General features: G+C 61.3%; 18 protein-coding genes. 9 read left to right on the forward strand and 9 right to left on the reverse strand.

Annotated elements, in window-relative coordinates; all coding sequences use genetic code 11:
* Nucleotides 1–62 precede the first annotated feature (62 nt).
* Nucleotides 63–509, reverse strand: coding sequence for an NUDIX hydrolase (locus TSACC_RS14245; RefSeq protein ID WP_075079911.1), 447 nt, complete (start codon nucleotides 507–509; stop codon nucleotides 63–65).
* Between the two features lie 57 nt (nucleotides 510–566).
* Between TSACC_RS14245 and TSACC_RS14250 the strand changes: the two genes are divergently transcribed.
* A complete protein-coding gene (locus TSACC_RS14250; protein ID WP_075079912.1) occupies nucleotides 567–1,346 on the forward strand; it encodes an oxygenase MpaB family protein in 780 nt (259 codons plus the stop codon).
* Here the strand turns inward: TSACC_RS14250 and TSACC_RS14255 are convergent.
* The 4 genes from TSACC_RS14255 to secA are packed head-to-tail and all read right to left on the reverse strand — an operon-like array spanning nucleotide 1,321 to nucleotide 6,081.
* Nucleotides 1,321–1,602 carry a hypothetical protein gene (locus TSACC_RS14255; protein WP_075079913.1) on the reverse strand — a complete coding sequence of 94 codons (282 nt, stop codon included), beginning with the start codon at nucleotides 1,600–1,602 and terminating at the stop codon, nucleotides 1,321–1,323. The two genes, TSACC_RS14250 and TSACC_RS14255, sit on opposite strands and share 26 nt — an antisense overlap.
* A gap of 41 nt (nucleotides 1,603–1,643) precedes the next feature.
* Entirely contained in the window at nucleotides 1,644–2,621 is a 978-nt protein-coding gene (locus TSACC_RS14260; protein WP_075079914.1) for an ABC transporter ATP-binding protein, read from the reverse strand.
* On the reverse strand, nucleotides 2,618–3,070 hold the full coding sequence (locus TSACC_RS14265) for a tRNA (cytidine(34)-2'-O)-methyltransferase (RefSeq protein WP_075079915.1): 453 nt from the start codon (nucleotides 3,068–3,070) through the stop codon (nucleotides 2,618–2,620). The genes TSACC_RS14260 and TSACC_RS14265 overlap by 4 nt, the downstream gene beginning before the upstream one ends.
* A gap of 14 nt (nucleotides 3,071–3,084) precedes the next feature.
* Nucleotides 3,085–6,081, reverse strand: coding sequence for a preprotein translocase subunit SecA (secA, locus tag TSACC_RS14270; RefSeq protein ID WP_075079916.1), 2,997 nt, complete (start codon nucleotides 6,079–6,081; stop codon nucleotides 3,085–3,087).
* Nucleotides 6,082–6,291: 210 nt separating this feature from the next.
* Between secA and TSACC_RS14275 the strand changes: the two genes are divergently transcribed.
* The 8 genes from TSACC_RS14275 to TSACC_RS14310 all read left to right on the forward strand — a co-directional run bounded on the left by TSACC_RS14275 (nucleotide 6,292) and on the right by TSACC_RS14310 (nucleotide 14,029).
* A complete protein-coding gene (locus tag TSACC_RS14275) occupies nucleotides 6,292–7,953 on the forward strand; it encodes a 4-alpha-glucanotransferase (RefSeq protein WP_169809650.1) in 1,662 nt (553 codons plus the stop codon).
* A 62-nt stretch (nucleotides 7,954–8,015) separates the two neighbouring features.
* On the forward strand, nucleotides 8,016–8,360 hold the full coding sequence (locus tag TSACC_RS14280) for an HU family DNA-binding protein (protein WP_075079918.1): 345 nt from the start codon (nucleotides 8,016–8,018) through the stop codon (nucleotides 8,358–8,360).
* An 816-nt stretch (nucleotides 8,361–9,176) separates the two neighbouring features.
* Nucleotides 9,177–9,377, forward strand: coding sequence for a hypothetical protein (locus TSACC_RS14285; RefSeq protein ID WP_075079919.1), 201 nt, complete (start codon nucleotides 9,177–9,179; stop codon nucleotides 9,375–9,377).
* Nucleotides 9,378–9,730: 353 nt separating this feature from the next.
* A complete protein-coding gene (locus TSACC_RS14290) occupies nucleotides 9,731–10,645 on the forward strand; it encodes a nucleoside hydrolase (RefSeq protein WP_075079920.1) in 915 nt (304 codons plus the stop codon).
* A 43-nt stretch (nucleotides 10,646–10,688) separates the two neighbouring features.
* Nucleotides 10,689–11,459, forward strand: coding sequence for an SAM-dependent methyltransferase (locus tag TSACC_RS14295; RefSeq protein ID WP_075079921.1), 771 nt, complete (start codon nucleotides 10,689–10,691; stop codon nucleotides 11,457–11,459).
* 134 nt (nucleotides 11,460–11,593) lie between these two features.
* A complete protein-coding gene (locus TSACC_RS14300) occupies nucleotides 11,594–12,052 on the forward strand; it encodes a hypothetical protein (RefSeq protein ID WP_075079922.1) in 459 nt (152 codons plus the stop codon).
* Between the two features lie 64 nt (nucleotides 12,053–12,116).
* Nucleotides 12,117–13,124 carry an NAD-dependent epimerase/dehydratase family protein gene (locus TSACC_RS14305; protein ID WP_075079923.1) on the forward strand — a complete coding sequence of 336 codons (1,008 nt, stop codon included), beginning with the start codon at nucleotides 12,117–12,119 and terminating at the stop codon, nucleotides 13,122–13,124.
* A gap of 11 nt (nucleotides 13,125–13,135) precedes the next feature.
* Nucleotides 13,136–14,029, forward strand: a complete 894-nt coding sequence (locus tag TSACC_RS14310) for a glycosyltransferase family 2 protein (RefSeq protein ID WP_075079924.1) — start codon at nucleotides 13,136–13,138, stop codon at nucleotides 14,027–14,029.
* Between the two features lie 250 nt (nucleotides 14,030–14,279).
* Here the strand turns inward: TSACC_RS14310 and TSACC_RS21885 are convergent, their stop codons facing one another.
* From TSACC_RS21885 to TSACC_RS14325, 4 genes are read right to left on the reverse strand one after another with little or no spacing between them, the layout of a single operon-like run.
* Nucleotides 14,280–14,450, reverse strand: coding sequence for a hypothetical protein (locus TSACC_RS21885; protein WP_153811437.1), 171 nt, complete (start codon nucleotides 14,448–14,450; stop codon nucleotides 14,280–14,282).
* A 24-nt stretch (nucleotides 14,451–14,474) separates the two neighbouring features.
* Nucleotides 14,475–16,472, reverse strand: coding sequence for an alpha-1,4-glucan--maltose-1-phosphate maltosyltransferase (locus TSACC_RS14315; RefSeq protein WP_075079925.1), 1,998 nt, complete (start codon nucleotides 16,470–16,472; stop codon nucleotides 14,475–14,477).
* Nucleotides 16,469–17,458 (reverse strand): aminoglycoside phosphotransferase family protein, encoded by a 990-nt coding sequence (locus TSACC_RS14320; RefSeq protein ID WP_075079926.1) that lies wholly within the window; start codon nucleotides 17,456–17,458, stop codon nucleotides 16,469–16,471. Before TSACC_RS14320 ends, TSACC_RS14315 begins: the two co-directional genes overlap by 4 nt.
* Before the next feature lie 3 nt (nucleotides 17,459–17,461).
* Nucleotides 17,462–18,433, reverse strand: a complete 972-nt coding sequence (locus TSACC_RS14325) for a nucleotidyltransferase family protein (protein WP_075079927.1) — start codon at nucleotides 18,431–18,433, stop codon at nucleotides 17,462–17,464.

Here is an 18,433-nt window from a genome sequence, read left to right on the forward strand (position 1 = left end):
TGAGATAATCAGGGCCGTTTCACGAGAAATCAAAAACGACGGAAATTTTCACCGGGGAAAACTCAGGATATCCGGATGGGCACCCCGCCCTCGGACTGCGAGTGAATCTGCTGCCAGAAGTACCGCAGGCTGGGTGTGATCTGGCGGGGCAGCACGCGGGTGTACTTGCCCTCCAGGATTTCGCGCGGCTGAGGCACGATCTTGTCGGAAAGGCCGGTGATCCGGGCCCGGTAAAGAAAGACGATGGCGTCCTTGTCGGGTCGGTCAAAGATGCCGATGAGGACGGGCGAGTGGACCTTGAGCTTCGTCTCTTCAAAGACCTCGCGGGAAAGGCAATCCAGCAGGCTCTCGCCGCGCTCGATCTTCCCACCGGGAAGGGTCCACTGTTTGTTGCCGCGCTTTTGCTTGAGAAGGAGAACCTCGCCGAAGTGATTTTCGATCCATGCCATGACGGAAACCTCGCGGGCGAGCTTCAGGCGTTGCTTGGGGATGGACTTCTCGGTTGGCACGGGCTGCGGGAAAAAATAAGGTCAGCGAGGAATCTGGAAAGTGTTTTTTCCAGCATTATGAACCAAACGGGTCTTTTTCTTCCCCAATCCGCCATTTGGAAGGTCAGCCGCGAGACGATTTTGCTGCTGGGAGGGCCGGCGGCGGCGATCCTGCAAATCGCCCATCCACAGATCGCGCTCGGGGTTTCGCGGCACAGCAACTTCCGCGAAGAAACCCTGGGCCGCCTGCATCGCACCCTGGAGGCGGTGTACACCGTCACCTTTTCGCCCCGAGCGGAAGTCGAGGCGATGGAGAGGCGGATTCGCGCCCGCCACGCTCCGGTACAGAGAGCAGAGCCGCAGCGCTACTCGGCCTTTGACCCGGCGGCGCAGATGTGGGTGCTGGCGACGCTCATCGCGGTGGCGGTGGAGTGCTATGAAGCGTTCGTCGGTCCGCTCACGGCGGAGGAATGCGAGGGATATTACCGCGACATGCGGGAGTTTGGCGTGTGTTTCGGGCTGGATCGAAATTACGGCCCGGCGAACTGGGCGGAGTTTGCCGCCTATTATTCCGAAATGCTCAGCGGCGACGAACTCTGCTCTCTTCCGATTTCGCGAGAACTCGCCAGCCATATTGCGCATCCCAGGCAGCCGCTTTTCCTGAGGTTGGGCTGGCCCGCGAGCAACTGGGCGACCCGCCGTTTTCTCCCCTCGCCTGCGTGCGAAAAACTCGGGTTCCAACGCATCGGGGCCGGACCGGTCGACGACGCGATCCGCGATGCGCTTGGGTTGTTGCCCCCGGAGTTGCGCTACGCCCGACAATATCTGCGGGCTATCGATTCAGCAGGACAGCCGTGATCGCGCTCCACTCCTCATCGAGGCTCCCGGCATAGGGTTCCTTGCCCGCGCGGGCATACCAGTAGTTGGCATTGCCGTTGTCACCCTCCTTGCGGTGCAGATAAGCATGCACCCAGGCGCCATCGCTGGAATCATCCTCTTGGGCAGCCTCGTGCGCGGCTTTCCAATCGTTTTGCTTGTCATGCCACATCGCAGCGAGCGACGGGGGCGTTCCGGCAGGAAGAGTTTCCTGCTTTCCGAACAGTTCCGGGGTCATGGCACCAATATGGCACCATCCAGCCCCGAATGACAGAACGTTCAGCTTTTGCGGTCGCCGAAGACCTTGCGCATCATCTCCTCGATCGGCGGCTCGGAGACGGTCAGGTCGGCCACGGGCGCCTGGTCGAGCACGGCGCGGCAAACCGCAGCCACCTGTCCGCGAGGCACTTCGATACGTAGCTCGTCGGGTTTTTGCTCCAGCACATGCCCGAGATGCGAGAACGCACACGACACGGCGGAGGAGAATTTCACCTCGACGATTTTGTTCGCGGAAAACTCAGACGTGATTCGATCGAGCTCGCCGTCGAACATCACCTTGCCGTGATCGATAAGGACGACGCGCGGGCAAAGCTCCTCGATGTCCTGCATGTAGTGGCTGGTGAGGATGATGGTCGTGCGCTGCTCGGCGTTGTGGTGCTTGAGGAAATCGCGCACGGTCTTCTGGCTCACCACATCGAGACCGATGGTCGGCTCGTCGAGGAAGAGGACCTTGGGCCGGTGCAGGAGCGCGGCGATAAGCTCCATCTTCATGCGCTGGCCGAGGCTCAACTCGCGCACCATGACGGAAAGCTGGTCGCGCACATCGAGCAGCGCGGTGAGTTCGTCGACGCTGCGCTGGAAATCCTCGCGCGGGATTTCGTAAATGGCGCGGTTCAGCTCCAGCGATTCGCGAGCGGGCAGGTCCCACCAGAGGGCGTTCTTCTGGCCCATGAGGAGGCTGATCTGGCGCTTCATCCCGTCGCGGCGTTCCCAGGGCACAAAGCCCAGCACGCGCGCCTCGCCGCCCGAGGGGTGCAGGAGGCCGGAGAGCATCTTGAGCGTCGTGGTCTTGCCTGCTCCGTTCGGCCCGAGGAAGCCGACAAACTCGCCCTCCTCGATGCGGAAGCTCACGGCGTCGACGGCCTTGGTCTCGGTGTACTCGCGATGAAAGAGCCCCTTCACGGCAGCCAGCACGCCCTTGTCCTTGCGGTAGGTGCGGAAGGTCTTGGTGAGGCCGTGGAGTTCAATGACGCTCATGGACGGGCAAGCTGCCGCATGGCTTCGTAAAGTGCAATCCCGGCGGAGGTCGCGAGGTTCAGGCTGCGCGCATTTTCCTGCATGGGAATGGTGACGCACCGATCGCCATTGGCGGCGAGCAGGCTCTCGGGCAGCCCGCGTGTCTCCCGGCCAAAGACGAGATGGTCGCCATCCTGGAACCGCTCGTCCCAGTAGATGCGGGAGGCCTTGGTGGTGAAGTAGAAAAAACGGGCGTCGCCCGCGTCGGCCTGGAGGGCGTCGAGCGACGGCCAGACCTTCACGTCGCACTGCTCCCAGTAATCCATCCCGGCGCGACGGAGCGCCTTTTCCTCAAGGGAAAACCCGAGTGGCTCGACGAGATGCAGCCGCGCCCCCGCCGCGAGGCAGAGGCGCGCGATGTTGCCCGTATTGGGCGGGATCTCGGGCTCGACGAGGACGACGTGCAGCATGCCGTCCCGGAGAACTACGCGGTGCGGCCGCAGCAGTTCTTGTACTTCTTCCCGCTGCCGCAGGGGCATGGGTCGTTGCGGCCAGCCTTGGGCAGTTCGCGTTTGATGGCGAGTTCGATGTGCTGCGGCGGCGCGGGAGCCGCCTGAGCGGGCGCCGGGGCGGCGGCCTGCTGTGGCGGGCGCGGCTCGGCCGGGTCGGTGAGCCCGGGTACGTCGGCCTGGAGCAGATTTTGCGGCAGGCTGCGCAGGAGCATCTCAAAGGCCTGGAGATTCGTCGTGCTGCGGAAGAGGTTGGTGAGCACCTCGCCCTTGATGTTGTCCATCAACTCGCTGAACATCGCAAACGCCTCGTTCTTGTACTCGACGAGCGGGTCCTTCTGCGCGAAGGCGCGGAGGTAGACCGCCTCGCGGAGGCCATCCATGGCGTAAAGGTGTTCCTGCCAGAGACGATCGACGGCGTTGAGGATGATGTAGCGCTCGAGTCCCTTGAGCGCCTCGGGGTGCTCCATGGAGGCCTTTTTCTCATAGGCGTCCTTGATGACGCCGACGAGCCACTGGCCATTCTCCTCGACGGAACGCGATTCCAGCGCGGCCTTCTCGGCGCTGAGGCCGAGCGGGAAGGTCGTGTTGACCCAGTTGAGCAGGCCGACGTTGTCAGGCTCCTCGCCCTCGGTGTCGCCGAGGAAATCGGCCACCTTCTTGGGCACGATTTCACTGATGACCTCAAAGATCAGGTCGCGCGGGGTCTCGGAATCCATCACCTCCTGGCGATAGCCGTAGACCACCTCGCGCTGCTGGTTCATGACGTCGTCAAACTCCAGCGTGCGGCGGCGGATCATGTAGTTGCGCTGCTCGACGCGCTTCTGCGCGGTCTCGACGCTCTTGTTCAGCCATGGGTGCTCCAGCTCCTCGCCCTCCTTGAGGCCGAAGGTCTCCATGATCTTCGTCATGCGGTCCGCCGCGCCGAAGTTGCGCATGAGGTCGTCTTCAAACGAAACGTAGAACCGCGACATGCCGGGATCGCCCTGGCGGGCGCAACGACCGCGCAGCTGGCGGTCAATGCGGCGCGACTCGTGGCGCTCGGTGCCGATCACATAAAGACCACCGGCTTCATTGACGCCTTCGCCGAGTTTGATGTCGGTACCGCGGCCGGCCATGTTGGTCGAGATGGTCACGGCGCCCTTGAGACCGGCGCGGGAGACGATCTCGGCCTCCTGCATGTGGTACTTCGCATTCAGCACGGTGTGCGGGATCTTCTCGCGCTTGAGCATGCGGCCGAGGAGTTCGCTGGACTCGACGCTGGCCGTACCGACCAGTACCGGCTGGCCCTTGGCATGCGCGCCCTTGATGGCGTCGATGACGGCGTTGTACTTCTCGCGGCGCGTCTTGTAGATGCGGTCGTTCTCGTCGATGCGCTTCACCGGCCGGTTGGTCGGGATCACGTTCACGTCGAGACCGTAGATGTCGTGAAATTCGTTGGCCTCCGTCTCGGCCGTACCGGTCATGCCGGACAGGCGGGCGTAAAGGCGGAAGTAGTTCTGAATCGTGATCGTGGCGAGCGTCTGGGTCTCGCGGTCGATCTGCACGCCCTCCTTGGCCTCGACGGCCTGGTGGAGACCGTCGCTCCAGCGGCGGCCCGGCATCTTGCGGCCGGTGTAGGTGTCGACGATGACGACCTTGTTTTCCTCCACGACATACTCCACATCACGCTCATAGAGGCAGTAGGCCTTGAGGAGCTGGGAGATGTTATGAATGCGCTCGGCCTGGTTGTCGCAATACTGCTGGCGCTGGGCCTTCTTCTGCACCTTCTCGGGGCCGGAGAGCTTCGCGTCATTATCGATGTCGGCGAATTCCGTGAGGAGGTCGGGCAGGACAAAGGCGTCCGGGTCGTCGGGATTGAGAAAATCGCGCCCGAGCTGGGTGAGGTCGGCATCGTGCTGGCGCTCCTCGATGGTGAAGTACAGCTCTTCCTTGAGGGCGACCAGGGCGGCCTTGCCCTCGGTGTCCTTGTAGAACTCCAGCTCCGCCTTGTCGATGAGGCGACGCATGTCGGTATCCTCCATCATGCGGGCGAGCGCCTTGCTGCGCGGCTGGCCGAGCTTGAGCTTGAACATCGCGCGTCCGGCCTCGTCCCGCTTGCCCGCGTCGTAGAGTTCCTTCGCGTCGGTGGCGAGGCGGTTGCAGAGCAGGTTCTGCTTGCGCACGAGCTGCTCGACGAGGGGCTTGAAGCGGTCGTACTGGTGGGTCGAAACGGTGGACGGACCGCTGATGATGAGCGGCGTGCGGGCTTCGTCGATGAGGATGGAGTCCACTTCGTCGACGATGGCAAAGAAGTACCCGCGCTGGACCTGCTGGTCGCGGCTCGTGGCCATGCCGTTGTCGCGGAGGTAATCGAAGCCAAACTCGGCATTCGTGCCGTACGTGATGTCGGCCTCGTACTGGGCGCGGCGGATCTCCGGCGGCTGGTCGTGCTGGATGATGCCGGTGGTGAGACCGAGGAAACCGTAGAGCTGCCCCATCCACTCCGCGTCGCGGCGGGAGAGGTAGTCGTTGACCGTGACAAGGTGCGCACCGCGTCCAGCCAGGGCGTTGAGATACATCGGGGCAGTGGCGACGAGCGTCTTGCCTTCGCCGGTGGCCATTTCCGAGATGCGGCCGCTGTGCAGAACCATGCCGCCAATCAACTGCACGTCAAAATGGATCATCGCCCAGGTCACGGGCTGGTCGCAGACGGTAAACTGATGCTTGCGCTCCGTGAGGCGACGGGCCGCGTGCTTTACCAAGGCAAAGGCCTCGGGCAGGATCTCGTCGAGACGCGCCTTTACGGCAGTAAGGTCTTGGATTCCCTTGAGTTCCTCCTGCCAGGCGCGAGTCTTCGCGCGCAGTTCGTCGTCGGAAAGGCCGGCCAGCCCCTGCTCGATTTCATTGATGCGCCGGACAATGGGCTGCATGCGGCGCAATTCGCGCTGGTTCTTCGAACCAACGATTTTCTTGATAATCCAGTTAAACATGGGATCGGGCGGAACGGTAATCAATAGCCGAACGGCAAAAATGTAAAACGAGAATTCTGGTCGTCGCTCCTCGCAGCAGGCATCCGGGCGCGGGAATGGGGCCGAATGGAGTTGTTCACCATTGGAATTGTCATGACTGCAACCGCCCGGTAATTGCTTGCTGTGCTCGAACTCAATCCAGAGAAAAAACTGGCCGGAATTCTCGCTCCTGTGTTCGCCCTGCGGGGCAGCGAAGACCTCGGCATCGGAGATACGGAAGCGCTGAAGGAGTTTGTGACCTGGGCGGCCAGCCACGGGTTTGGCGCGGTGCAGGTGCTCCCGGTGAACGAAACCGGCAACGACTCCAGCCCCTATAACCTGCTGAGCGCCTTTGCCCTCGAGCCCTCGACCATCGCCACCACGCCGCGGGTCATCCCCGAGCTGGACGAGGTGAGTTACAACAAGGTCCTCAGCGACCACAACGTCCGCGCCCTGCAGGAAGGCCGGGTGCAGTACGGACCCGTAAAAACGCTCAAAAACGAACTGCTCCAGGCCGCCTTTGCCAACTTTCAGGCCAAGCCCGACAAGAAGCGGGCCAAAGCCTTCCAGGACTTCCAGAAGCAGAATGCCGACTGGCTGGTCGATTACAGCTTTCACCGCGCCCTCGTGGCCTGGAACCGCACCGAACTCGTCACCGAGTGGCCGGCGGAGCACCGCAGCCCGATCGCCGCGCAAGCCTGGGCGGACAAGCTCGACTCCGCCACGCGCAAGAAGCTCGACCTGAGCCGGAAATACTACGCCTTCATCCAATGGATCGCCTACGACCAGTGGCTCGCCGTGCGCCAGCATGCCGAGGCTGCGGGCGTGGCCCTCATCGGCGACGTGCCGGTTGGCGTGAGCCTCTTCAGCGCCGATGTATGGCGCGAACCGGAGATCTTTGACCTCGTGCGATCCAGCGGCGCTCCGCCGGAGAAGGTCTTCAAATCCGACCCGTTCACCGAGCAGTGGGGGCAAAACTGGGGCTTCCCGCTCTACGCCTGGGAGCGCATGTCGCGCGACAACTTCTCCTGGTGGCGGCGTCGGCTGCGGCTGCTGAAGGAATTCTTCCACCTCATGCGCGTCGACCATGCGCTCGGGTTTTTCCGCATCTACAGCTTCCCGTGGCGGCCGGAGGAGAATGCGAAGTTCATCGACCTCACGCCCGAACAGGCGGCCGAAATCACGCAAGGGCCGCTGCCGTGTTTCGTCGACCGCGACGACTCGACGGAGGAAAACCGCGAGTTTAACCGCCTGCATGGCGAGATGATCCTCAAGGTCTTCATCGAGGAAATGGGCGAACACCTGCTCATCGCCGAGGACCTCGGCGAGGTCGCGCCTTACGTACGCCCCACCCTCGCCAAGCTCGAGGTGCCGGGTTTCAAGATTCCCCAATGGGAGCGCGATTGGGACCGGCTGATCAAGGGTTCGCAGTATCCCCGCCTGAGCCTCGCCACCTTTGCCACCCACGACCACCCGCCGGTGAAGAAACACTGGACCGCGCTCTACACCGACGCCCTGAGCGAGGACCAAAAGACCCGCGACGCGGCCATTCACTCGATGTGGGAGCTCATGGACTTCTGCGGGCACCCGGATATCAAGCTCCCACAGCCCTACACCGAGGAAATCCACCAGATTTTCGTAAAAGGTCTCTTCGCCTCCAACTCCTGGCTGGCCGTCCACATGATCACCGACCTGCTCGGCACGGACGAGCAGTACAACGTCCCCGGATCTGCCGGAGACACGAACTGGACGCAGCGAATGAACGACCCCGTCGCTCGCCTAAACGAGGTCTGGGCGGGGGTTCTGCCTGCCATAGAAACCGCGGTTACCGAGACCGGACGGCGAGCTATTTGATTGCAAAGCTTGCGGTTGCAGGGATTTCCGTGTACTAAGCCAAGGCAGAACATCAGGACGCAATGGCAAACCTCACGAAAAGGGATCTGGTCATCAGGATCAGCAAGGAAACCGGGCTTGTTCAACAGGATGTCTTTGATGTGATCCAGAAAACCCTGGACTACATCACGGACGCCCTCGCCAACGGCCAGGACGTGGAGCTTCGCAACTTTGGGGTCTTCGAAGTTCGTCTGACGAAATCGCGCGTGGGCCGCAATCCGCACAAGCCTGAACACGACGTGACGATCCCGGCCCGGGCTACGGTTAAGTTCAAGTCCGGCAAGATCATGCGTCAGCGCGTCCTTCTTCGCACCGACGAGTTGAAGAACGCCACACCGGGCGACGCCGAGACCGCCCCGAGCGCGTAAGTCGCTTTCCTTCTCTTCCAAGCCTCAGGGGCCAGCCACTCCGCTGCCCCCTTCCCCGCTTCGTCTCTGGAGCGGTGGGTTTTTTCCCAAAAAGGCGTAATCACGCCCGGCTGCCGCCGACTTTGCGGCAAAGTCCGTCCATCCAGCCGCGCCGCCGGTGCCGCTTCCCTTCGTTTCCTCGTTTCCTACTAGGGAGAGGAAACGAGAAACGAAGTAGGACAAGCAGGCCCGGCCCTGAGAAGGGCGAACCGACCGGCTTGCGTTCCAACCATTTACGCGGTCCTCGCTCCCGATTTCCATGTAGATCGACGAACGACCCAGCGCCCCCCTCAAAGCAGTGCGTCCACTCCCGAGTCGCCCACCCCGCTCCACCCCCAGCCCCGACTGGCTGTGGCTTTCCCGAATCCCTCGCCTCCCCGAGGCCCTCTCGTTCGTTTCTCGTTTCCTCTTAAGGAGAGGAAACGAGAAACGAACGAAAACCGGGAGGGCCGCCCGCGATGAAGCGCGTCATTCCAGCGGACCCAACCGCACATCCATGGGGAGATCTGTCAGCGGAAAAACTTTGCAAAAGTTAGCGAGAGGAAAAACCGCTGCCGCACCTCGAGTGGTCCCCGCTTCAAGACTTTCTCAAAAAGGCTCCTGTTGAGCCGAGGACGCCGTTGCGCCACCAAAAGTGCGAGTAGGTACCTACTGCACACCGACCCCGTAGCGCCTTGGCAGCACCATTGGCAATGCTCCTGCCATCGCATGACACCGCCTAACAACCTCCATGGAATTCCGCCGCATAGCGCCCAAGTTGACAGCGCAGCCAGCGGTATGAACGCCTCATTTGACATCATGCCGGAGGGGATGAACAAAAACACCGATCACTCCCCGTGCAGCGCTCCCAACGGCCCCCTGCCCGCCTCCACAAAGCCCGAGAAGGAGCGCCACCAGGCTCCGCCTGCGAAGGAACCAAGAAAGCCTCGCCATGGGAAAAGGCGCAATCCCTACATCGACTGGCCGGGATGCTTTTGAGACAGCCACTCGCATTCGAGGTAGTTCCGAAGACAAACACGACTCCCTTGGAGAAGACGCCAGTGTCACCGGTGATACTGGCTCACAGCCTCCGATCGGCGAAAAGCTCGCTCAAGCTCGTCCAACCACTGGCCGTCGCTCCCTCCGTTCGTTTCTCGTTTCCTTTCCTTAATAGGAAACGAGAAACGAACGCGACGGGCCGCCTACGAGGCGCGGAATCTTCCGGAGCGTGCAACGGCTGCCGATTTCGAGGAGGCTGCCTTCTCCGGTCCATTGTCCGAATGAGGGTTCCGCGTTCGCTCCTTGCTGCGGTCGGGCGGCGGGAATAGCCTGCCGGTTTACTCTCTCCCCGCATGGCCATTCCTGTCATTCTGGATACCGATATCGGCACGGATATCGATGATACGTGGGCGCTGGCGCAACTCCTGCGCTGCCCGGAACTCGACCTCAAACTCATCCTCACCGCGACGGGCGATGCGGTTTATCGCGCGACGATCACGGCGCGATTTCTCGAGGTGGCGGGCAGGACGGACATCCCGATCGGCCTGGGGGTGAATTCCCATCCCATGACGGACGGGCGCAATCAGGACCCGTGGATCAGGGGCTACGACCTGGCCTCCTATGGCGGCGAGATCGCGGAGGACGGCGTGGGCCGCCTCATCCGGATCATCGAGGAAAGCACGGAGCCGGTGACGATCATCGCCATCGCGCCGTCCGGGAATCTCGCGGCGGCGGTGACCCGCGCCCCGCACATCGCGGCCCGGTGCAGGCTGGTCGGCATGTTTGGAAGCTTCGATGTCGGCTACTCCGGCGGCCTGCCCGCGAGCAATGAAACCAACGTGCGCATGGACCCCGCCGCCCTGCGCACCGTGCTTGCCGCCGACTGGCAGGACGTGCTGATCACGCCCCTCGATACCTGCAACGCCGCCGTGCTCACCGGCGAGAATTACCACCGCATCTGGTGCGCCACGAGCGACCCCGTCCTGCGCGCCGTGATCGAGAACTACTGCATCTTTGCCCCGCTCGTGGGCTGGATGCATTGCGACTACTTCGCCACCCGCTCGACCATTCTCTTCGATTGCGTGGCCGTGTACCTCGCCTATGCCGAGGATCTGGTCGAGACGGAGGCGATCCGCTTCGACATCACCGACGACGGCTACACCATCCGCGACGATGCCGCCCCCTACCCCGCCCGCGTCGCCCTGCGGTGGAAGGACCTCGACGGCTTTCTAAACCATCTGACGGAAAGGCTGCTGGCGGGAGCGTAGATCAGCACCCCGCCAATACCCCGCTTTTGCTTTTTTTACCTCAATGTCATCCGATCCCGCCCCTCCCGTAGACATCCCGCGCATCTTCAACATCATGGAGAGCGCGCACCGCATTCATAACCCGATCACCCCCGAAAAGCTCGCCACTCTCGGCGCTGCGTTGCGGCTCAAACCCGGAGCGCACGTACTCGACCTCGGCAGCGGCTCGGGGGAGATGCTGTGCACCTGGGCGCGCGATCATGGAATCACCGGGGTCGGAATCGACATGAGTCCGGTGTTCACCGCACAGGCAAGGCGTCGCGCTGAGGAACTCGGCGTCGCGGACCGGGTCGCCTTCCTCCATCGAGATGCCGCAGGCTATGTCTCCGAGGAAAAGGTCTGCGTGGCCGCCTGTGTCGGAGCCACCTGGATCGGCGGGGGAGTCGACGGCACCATCGAGCTGCTGACGCGGAGCTTGCGTGACGGCGGCATCATCCTCATCGGAGAACCCTTTTGGCGGCAGCTTCCGCCCTCGGACGACGTCGCCAAGGGATGCCTCGCCCATTCCCTCTCCGACTTCCTCCTGCTCCCAGACCTCCTCGCCTCCTTTGGCCGCCTGGGCTACGACGTCGTCGAGATGGTTCTCGCCGATCAGGACGGTTGGGACCGATACGAGGCGGCCAAATGGCTCACCATACGCCACTGGCTTGCCGCCAATCCCGACGATGAGCTTGCGCACGAGGTGCGCGCCAAGCTGACCTCGGAACCCGTGCGTTATGCCACCTACACGCGCGAGTATCTCGGCTGGGGCGTGTTTGCGCTAATGGCGAGGTGATATCTGGAGCCGTGGGGTCTGACCCCTCCAAACCCGGCGTCTGACCGAGAGTCACTCGCCACCGCGAGACAAGCCATGTCCTATCCTTGGTTTTCTCTTCCATAGAGTCTACAAGCAAACAAAGCTTAGACCTCATGGATTGCGCCAAGATTGCGGGAATCGGATACCTTATTCTCGCCGCATCGATTTCCGCCTGTACCACACCCAAACACGCCGAAGCCCTTGCGCCCTCCTCAGCAGTCGCTCAGCTCGCCACCTATGAAAAACGGGATGGCGCGCTCGACGCCGAGAAGGACTTTCAGAACGGCAAAGTGCACTTCCTCGCCGTGCAGGGCTATGCCCTGACCGTCCCCGGGGTTGATGACTTCTTTCCGAAGTTTTCCCATACGTACAAATACCACGTCATCGAAGGCACCTCGGATGTCATCCAGAACTCCAGGGACCTCCAACTCCAAGCGACTGCCGAATCCTACGCCCGAGCGTATAATCTCAAGCTGGCCCGGCTAGTTGAGCTACGAAGCCAACCAAGAAAAAAAGAAAACAATCCATGCATATCACCCGCAACGAAGACAGCCCCTAGTTCCAAGGCATAATCCGAGCCTAAATTCTGTTTATTACTGGACATTCTCAGCGCAGGATGGCTTCTAGAATAGCTAGATGTTTCGGAAAAATGTAAGAGTATTGGTCGCCGGTGCAGGCGGATTTATCGGAGGTCATCTGGTATGCAATTTACTAAAAGCAGGATTTCAGGTGCGTGCAGTTGACAGGAAGCCCCAATGGCAGTGGTACCAACGTTATGGAGAAGCAGAAAACCTGACATTGAATCTCGAGGAGAAGGAAGCCTGTATTCAAGCAGCCAATGGTTGCGACGAGATATACAACCTTGCAGCCGACATGGGAGGAATGGGGTTTATCGAGCTAAATAAAGGAAAGTGCATGCTTAGCGTCCTCATCAACACTCACCTTCTCCAAGCCGCTCAAATATGCGGTGTCCCCCGCTTCTTTTACGCCTCTTCTGCCTGCGTCTATGCAGGATACAAGCAAACGGAAACAAGCAATCCAGGATTGAAGGAAACGGATGCTTATCCGGCTGATCCCGAGGACGGCTACGGTTGGGAAAAGCTCTTCAGTGAAAGGATGTGCCGTCACTTCATGGAAGATTTCGGCATCGAAACTCGGGTGGCTCGCTACCATAACGTCTATGGCCCAAACGGCACTTATGATGGAGGACGAGAGAAAGCTCCTGCTGCTATTTGCCGAAAAGTGATCACAGCACTTCGCTCCGGAAAACTAGAGATCGACATTTGGGGGGATGGATTACAAACCCGTAGCTTTCAATATATAGACGATTGCATTTTCGGAACTCGAGCGATCATGGACAGCCAAATCCGCCAACCCCTCAACCTCGGAAGCGCAGAGATGGTATCCATCAATCAACTCGTTGCGATCGTGGAGGATATTGCCGGCGTGAAGCTGAAGCATAATTACCAGTTGGACAAGCCGAAGGGTGTTCGGGGCCGAAGCAGCGACAATACGCTTATCAAGGAACTTCTCGACTGGGAACCATCGATTTCTTTACGCGAGGGAATGGAAAAAACATATGCGTGGATTTATGATCAAATCGCTTCTGAAAAATCCGACTCTTCGATAGTGAATCGTTTTTAGCACCCTGTGACATGACAAACGACACAACGCGCAATGCAGCTAAAGTATATGTTGTAATCCCTGTTTATAATCGTCTTGAGTTGACATTGGGCTGCTTGGCTTGTTTGGAAAAACAAGATTATCGGAATTTTGAATCAATTCTTGTCGACGATGCCTCAACCGATGGCACCTCGGACCTTGTTGCCGAGAAATATCCGACCACTAGAATCATTCGAACTGTAGGAGACCGCTGGTGGACCGGGGCAACCAACGATGGCATACGCCTCGCGATGGAAACGGCTTCGGATGACGACTATATTCTGCTTTTGAACAATGACTTGGTATTCCCGCCCAACCTCCTGCGGGTTCTAACCTCAACACAAAACGCAAAAGGAAAAAATTCTGTTATCGGAGCGATCACGCTGGATTCTCGCGACGGTAAGACCATCCGCAATGGAGGCACGAATTTAAATCCGTGGACGATGAAGTTCTCTTTTCCCAACGCGGGACGATCGATTGCGGAGTTCTCGTCAGGACATGTGGAACCCACGGTCTACCAAACAGGCAGAGGGGTTCTCTATCCGGCGTGGATTTTTAGGAAATACGGGATGTTTGATGACATCCATTTCAAACAGTGTGGAGACTGCGAATTTCCCCTGCGTCTCGCCCATCAAGGAATAAGCCTCTGGATCGCCTACGATGCTCAGGTGCAGACTAATGATAAGGATACAGCCCAAATCAATCACACGGTTCGGAAAAAGCTTTCGGATTGGAGAGAGTATTTTTTTGGAGTTCGTTCCAACACGAATCTGAAGTACCAATACTATTTCGCTCGCGCGGCATCACGGCCCTTCTACAGACCGCTAGGTATAGGAATATACCTTTCCCGGGTGTTTCTAGGATTTGCCAAACGCGTAGTCAGATAGAAACCCCTCCCGCTCCAGGCATGCGCTGTGATCAATGAGCACAGGCAGGAAACCCGACATCCCTGTAGCGGAGCACAGTAGGTCAGGCGTCATTAATCAAAAAAGATCAAAGGGTCAGCGCGAACGGCTTTTTGGCAGCCCTTATCTGCATTTACCGCTTCCTCGTAGGCCCAACGCCTAATCTCCGAGCCTTATCGTCTCAGAGAATTCCCCGCTCCGCCTTGTCTCCACTTATGAGGACACGCTTCAGCTATTCAAGGGACGCAAAGGGGAGGTTGCGCCAGCCCTGAAAGGCTTCCCGCAACTCGGCGTCGTTCCGTGAGGTCTTGCGCCCGCACTCGTCGGGCGAAATCAAATTGGTCACACGCCGTCGCCGGGCGCGAGTGGCGAGCCATTCGGCTTCTGTCCACTTCGTTTTCATGGCGAGGACTATACTCGAACTCTCTTACAAATACACATCCCTACCCCCTTCGCGACCGGCCCAGCGGCGGACTCGGAAGATGTGGGCGGGGCGGGTGTGGGGGTTGAGGGAGACGAAGTTGCGGGAACCGGTCCAGGTGAAGCGTTCGCCGGTGAGCAGGTCCTCGACCTGATAGGTCTCGCGGTCGCCGATGCCTAGCTCCTCCAGCGGGACGTGCACGAAGGCGGTCTGCGGGTTGTAGGGGTCGACGGTGACGATGAAGAGGAGGGCGTTGTCCCCGGCGACGGTCTTCTTGCTGTAGAAGAGGATGTTGTCGTTGTCGGCGGGGTGGAAGCGCAGGTTGGCGTATTCCTGGAGGGCGCGGTTGTCGCGGCGGATGGCGTTGAGCCGGGTGACGTAGTCCTTGATGTTGCCGGGGGCGTTCCAGTCGCGGCCCTTGAACTGGTATTTCTCGGAGTCGATGTACTCCTCCTTGCCCGGAATGGGGGCGTTTTCGCAGAGCTCGAATCCGCTGTAGATGCCGTAAACGGGCGAGAGCGTGGCGGCGAGGAAGGCGCGAATGAGGAAGCCGGGGCGTCCGCTGCGCTGGAGATACTCGGGGAGGATGTCGGGGGTGTTGGTAAAGAAGTTGCCCCGGAAGTAGTCCTTCATCTCCGTCTGCGTAAGCTCGGTGAGGTACTCGGTGAGCTCCCACTTCGTATTGCGCCAGGTGAAGTAGGTGTAGCTCTGGGTGAAGCCGACCTTGGCGAGGACCTGCATCATCTTGGGCCGGGTGAAGGCCTCGCTGAGGAAGATGGCGTCGGGGTAGGTCTCGTGGATGTCGCCAATGAGGTACTCCCAGAAGGAGACGGGCTTCGTGTGGGGATTGTCCACGCGGAAGGTGCGGATGCCGATCTCGCACCAGAAGGCGATGACGTCGCGCATCTCCTGCCAGAGGGCCTGCCAGTTGTCGTTGTGGAAATTCAGCGGGTAAACGTCCTCGTATTTCTTCGGCGGGTTCTCGGCGTACTTGATGGTGCCGTCGGGACGCTTGAAGAACCACTCGGGGTGGCTCTCGACATAGGGATGGTCGGGCGAGCAGTTGATCGCGAAGTCGATGGCGATCTCCATGCCGCGCTTTTTCACCTCGCCGATGAGCCAGGACAAATCCTCGAGGGTGCCCAGCTCGGGGGCGACGTCCTTGTGGCCGCCGCCGTTGACGCCGTGGCGGTGGTTGCCGATGGCGTAGGGGACTCCGGGTTCGCCGGGCTCGGCGTGGAGCGAGTTGTTGCGGCCCTTGCGGTTCGTCTCGCCGATCGGGTGGATGGGCGGGAAGTAGATGACGTCGAAGCCCATGGCCTTGGCATCGTCAATACGCGGCAGGCAGTCGCGGAAGGTGGAGCCGCTGTCGGCCTTGCCCTCGGCGCTACGCGGGAAGAACTCGTACCACGCGGCGTAGGCGGCGCGCTCGCGGTCGACCCAGAGCGGGAGCGGGGCGTGGGTGGTGGAGAGCGAGCGGTCGGTCCACGCGATCATGAGCGCGGTGAGCTCGAGGCTGGCGGAAATGGTGCTGAGCGCCTCGGCGTCGGCCTGCTGGAGCTGGGAGGCGAAGGCTTTCAAGCGCTTCGCATCGGGCGATTTCCCGGCGCGGGCGGCGGCTTTGCTGACGAGGCTGGCGCCCTCGAGCGCCTCGCTCTTCAGGTCGCGGAGGCCGCCGTTGAATTTCTTGCGCACCTCGTCCTGCCACGAGCGGAAGGTGTCGCCCCAGGCTTCGACGGTGTATTCCCACGCCCCGATCTGGCCGACGGAGAGCGTGCCGGTCCAGCGGTCATTCTGCCCGAGCGTCATGGGCGTCTCGCGCCAGGCGGCGTCGCCTTTGGGACGCCACTTCAGGACGGCGGTGACGAGGTCGTGGCCTTCCTTGAGGATGTCGGCCTCGACGACGAGGTCCTGGCCGGAGATGCGCTTGACGGCGTAGCGGCCGCCTTCCAGTTGCGGGGTGATATGGTCGATGACGACGGTGTCGGCTTCGCTCAGCTTCATGGCAGGGAGTCGAGGAGTTTTACGAAAGGGTCGAGCCCGTCGAGGCGGGCGGCCACCTCGCGAAGGGATCGGCGGGCGGCGGGGATGTGGGCGAGGAAATCGGCGCGGCCCTTGTGGAGGCCGAGGAATCCGTAGGCTCCGAGCGCCTGCATGAGCCGCTGGAGGGCGCACTCGTGATAGACCTGCTCGAAGTCGGGCGCGATCTCCAGCCCCTCGCGGCGGGCGGCCTGCTGGTAGTAGGCGAGGAGGTGGTCGCGTTCGCTGCCGGAGAGCGTGACGTAGGGATCGTAAAGGAGCGAGGCCACGTCGTACTGCGGCAGGCCGGGGCGCATGCCCTGGAAATCAATGAGCCACGCCGCGCCCTGGTGGATGAGGATATTCTGCGACTGGAAATCGCGGTGCACGAGCACGCGCGGCAGGTGCGCGAGATGGTCGGCGATGCCGGTGAGCGCGGGCAGCGTGGCGTAGCGTTGAACCGTGGCGGCATCGAGGCCGAAGTGCGCCCCGAGGCAGTGCTCGAAAAAGTATCCCTGCTCCCACAGGTAAAGCTGTTCGCTGAATTCCCGCTCCAACCGGATGCCTGCGCCCTCGATGCGGCGGGTGGCGGAGGTGTGCATGCGGGCCACCTCGGTGAGCGCAGCCTCGTAGAGCGGGCGGCGGATTTCCCATGGCTCCGCGCGGTAGGCCCAGAGATCGTCATGGCCGAGGTCCTGCATCCAGATGAGGCCCTCCTCCGGGTCGTGAAAATAGATCTTCGGCACGCGCACACCGGCGGCGGCGAGGAACTGCGCGATGTCGACGTAGTGGCGGTTTTCCTCCTTCTGGCTGGAGTACTTCACCACGATCATCGAATGCTGCCCGGCGGCCTGGATGCGGTAAAATTTGCGATCCGACCCGCCCTTTTCCAACGGGCTGACCTCGAAGTCCTCGGTGGAGAAATCCGGGAAGCGCTCAAAGGTCTGGTTGATGACAGAGTGCGGCAACATTGCTTAAAAGTCGGCGTTGCGCCGATCCCCGCCAGCATGGCGATGGTCCCGGACAATGCAAGATTCCAAGCGAGCCCCGGGGGCGATTTCCGCGCCTTCCCAGAGGACGGTGTCATGAAGTTCGGCTCCCGCGCCCACCTTGGCCCCCTCCCCGATGGCGACGAAGCCTTTCAACGTCACATCGACGGGCAGGCGGACGGAGGGGTGGATGGGCTCCGGCCAGGGGCGGTCGAGCGGGTAGGTCAGCGCGAGGTCGCCTGCGGCGATACGACGGTGGCACTCCAGATAGGATTCGCGCGTGCCGAGGTCGAACCACGTGCCCTCGTCGAGGATCACGCCGCCGATGGGGGTTCCGGCGCGGATGAGGCCGAGCAGGATGGGAATGATCGAGGTGATCTCCCCCGCCGGGATGTGGTCGAAGATCGCGGGCGAGAGGACGTAGACGCCGGTGAAAAGGAACGACGGGAGATTCGCGCCGAGGCCGAGCTGATTGCGCACGTCGGCCATGAGGCCGGTGTCGGGATTCCACTGCACGTGGAGCGGGCCGCCGTGGGAGCGGAGGCCGATGGTGGCGATATTGCCGCTGCGGATATGCGAGGCGATGAGTCGGTCGATGGCGAGATCGGCGAGGACGTCGCCATTGAAAACGAGGAAGGGCTCGTCGCCGACAAGGTCCTGGATGTTCTTGATGCCGCCGCCGGTGTCGAGCAGGACCGGCTCGTGGCGGAAGGCGACACGGCAGCCCGCGTACTCCGCGGCTCCCCCGCTTTCGCCGAGCAGGGTCGAGTAGGCCTCGGCCCGGTGGTGGGTATTGACGATGAACCGCGAAACGCCAAACGCCCTGAGGTGATCGAAGGCGAAAGTGACGAGCGGTTTGTGAAAGATGGGAACGAGCGGCTTCGGTCGATCCTCGGTGAGCGGGCGGAGACGGGTCCCCAGCCCCGCCCCAAGCACGAAGGCCGTCGAAATCCCCAT

The sequence above is a fragment of the Terrimicrobium sacchariphilum genome (genome assembly GCF_001613545.1).
Classification (GTDB): domain Bacteria; phylum Verrucomicrobiota; class Verrucomicrobiia; order Chthoniobacterales; family Terrimicrobiaceae; genus Terrimicrobium; species Terrimicrobium sacchariphilum.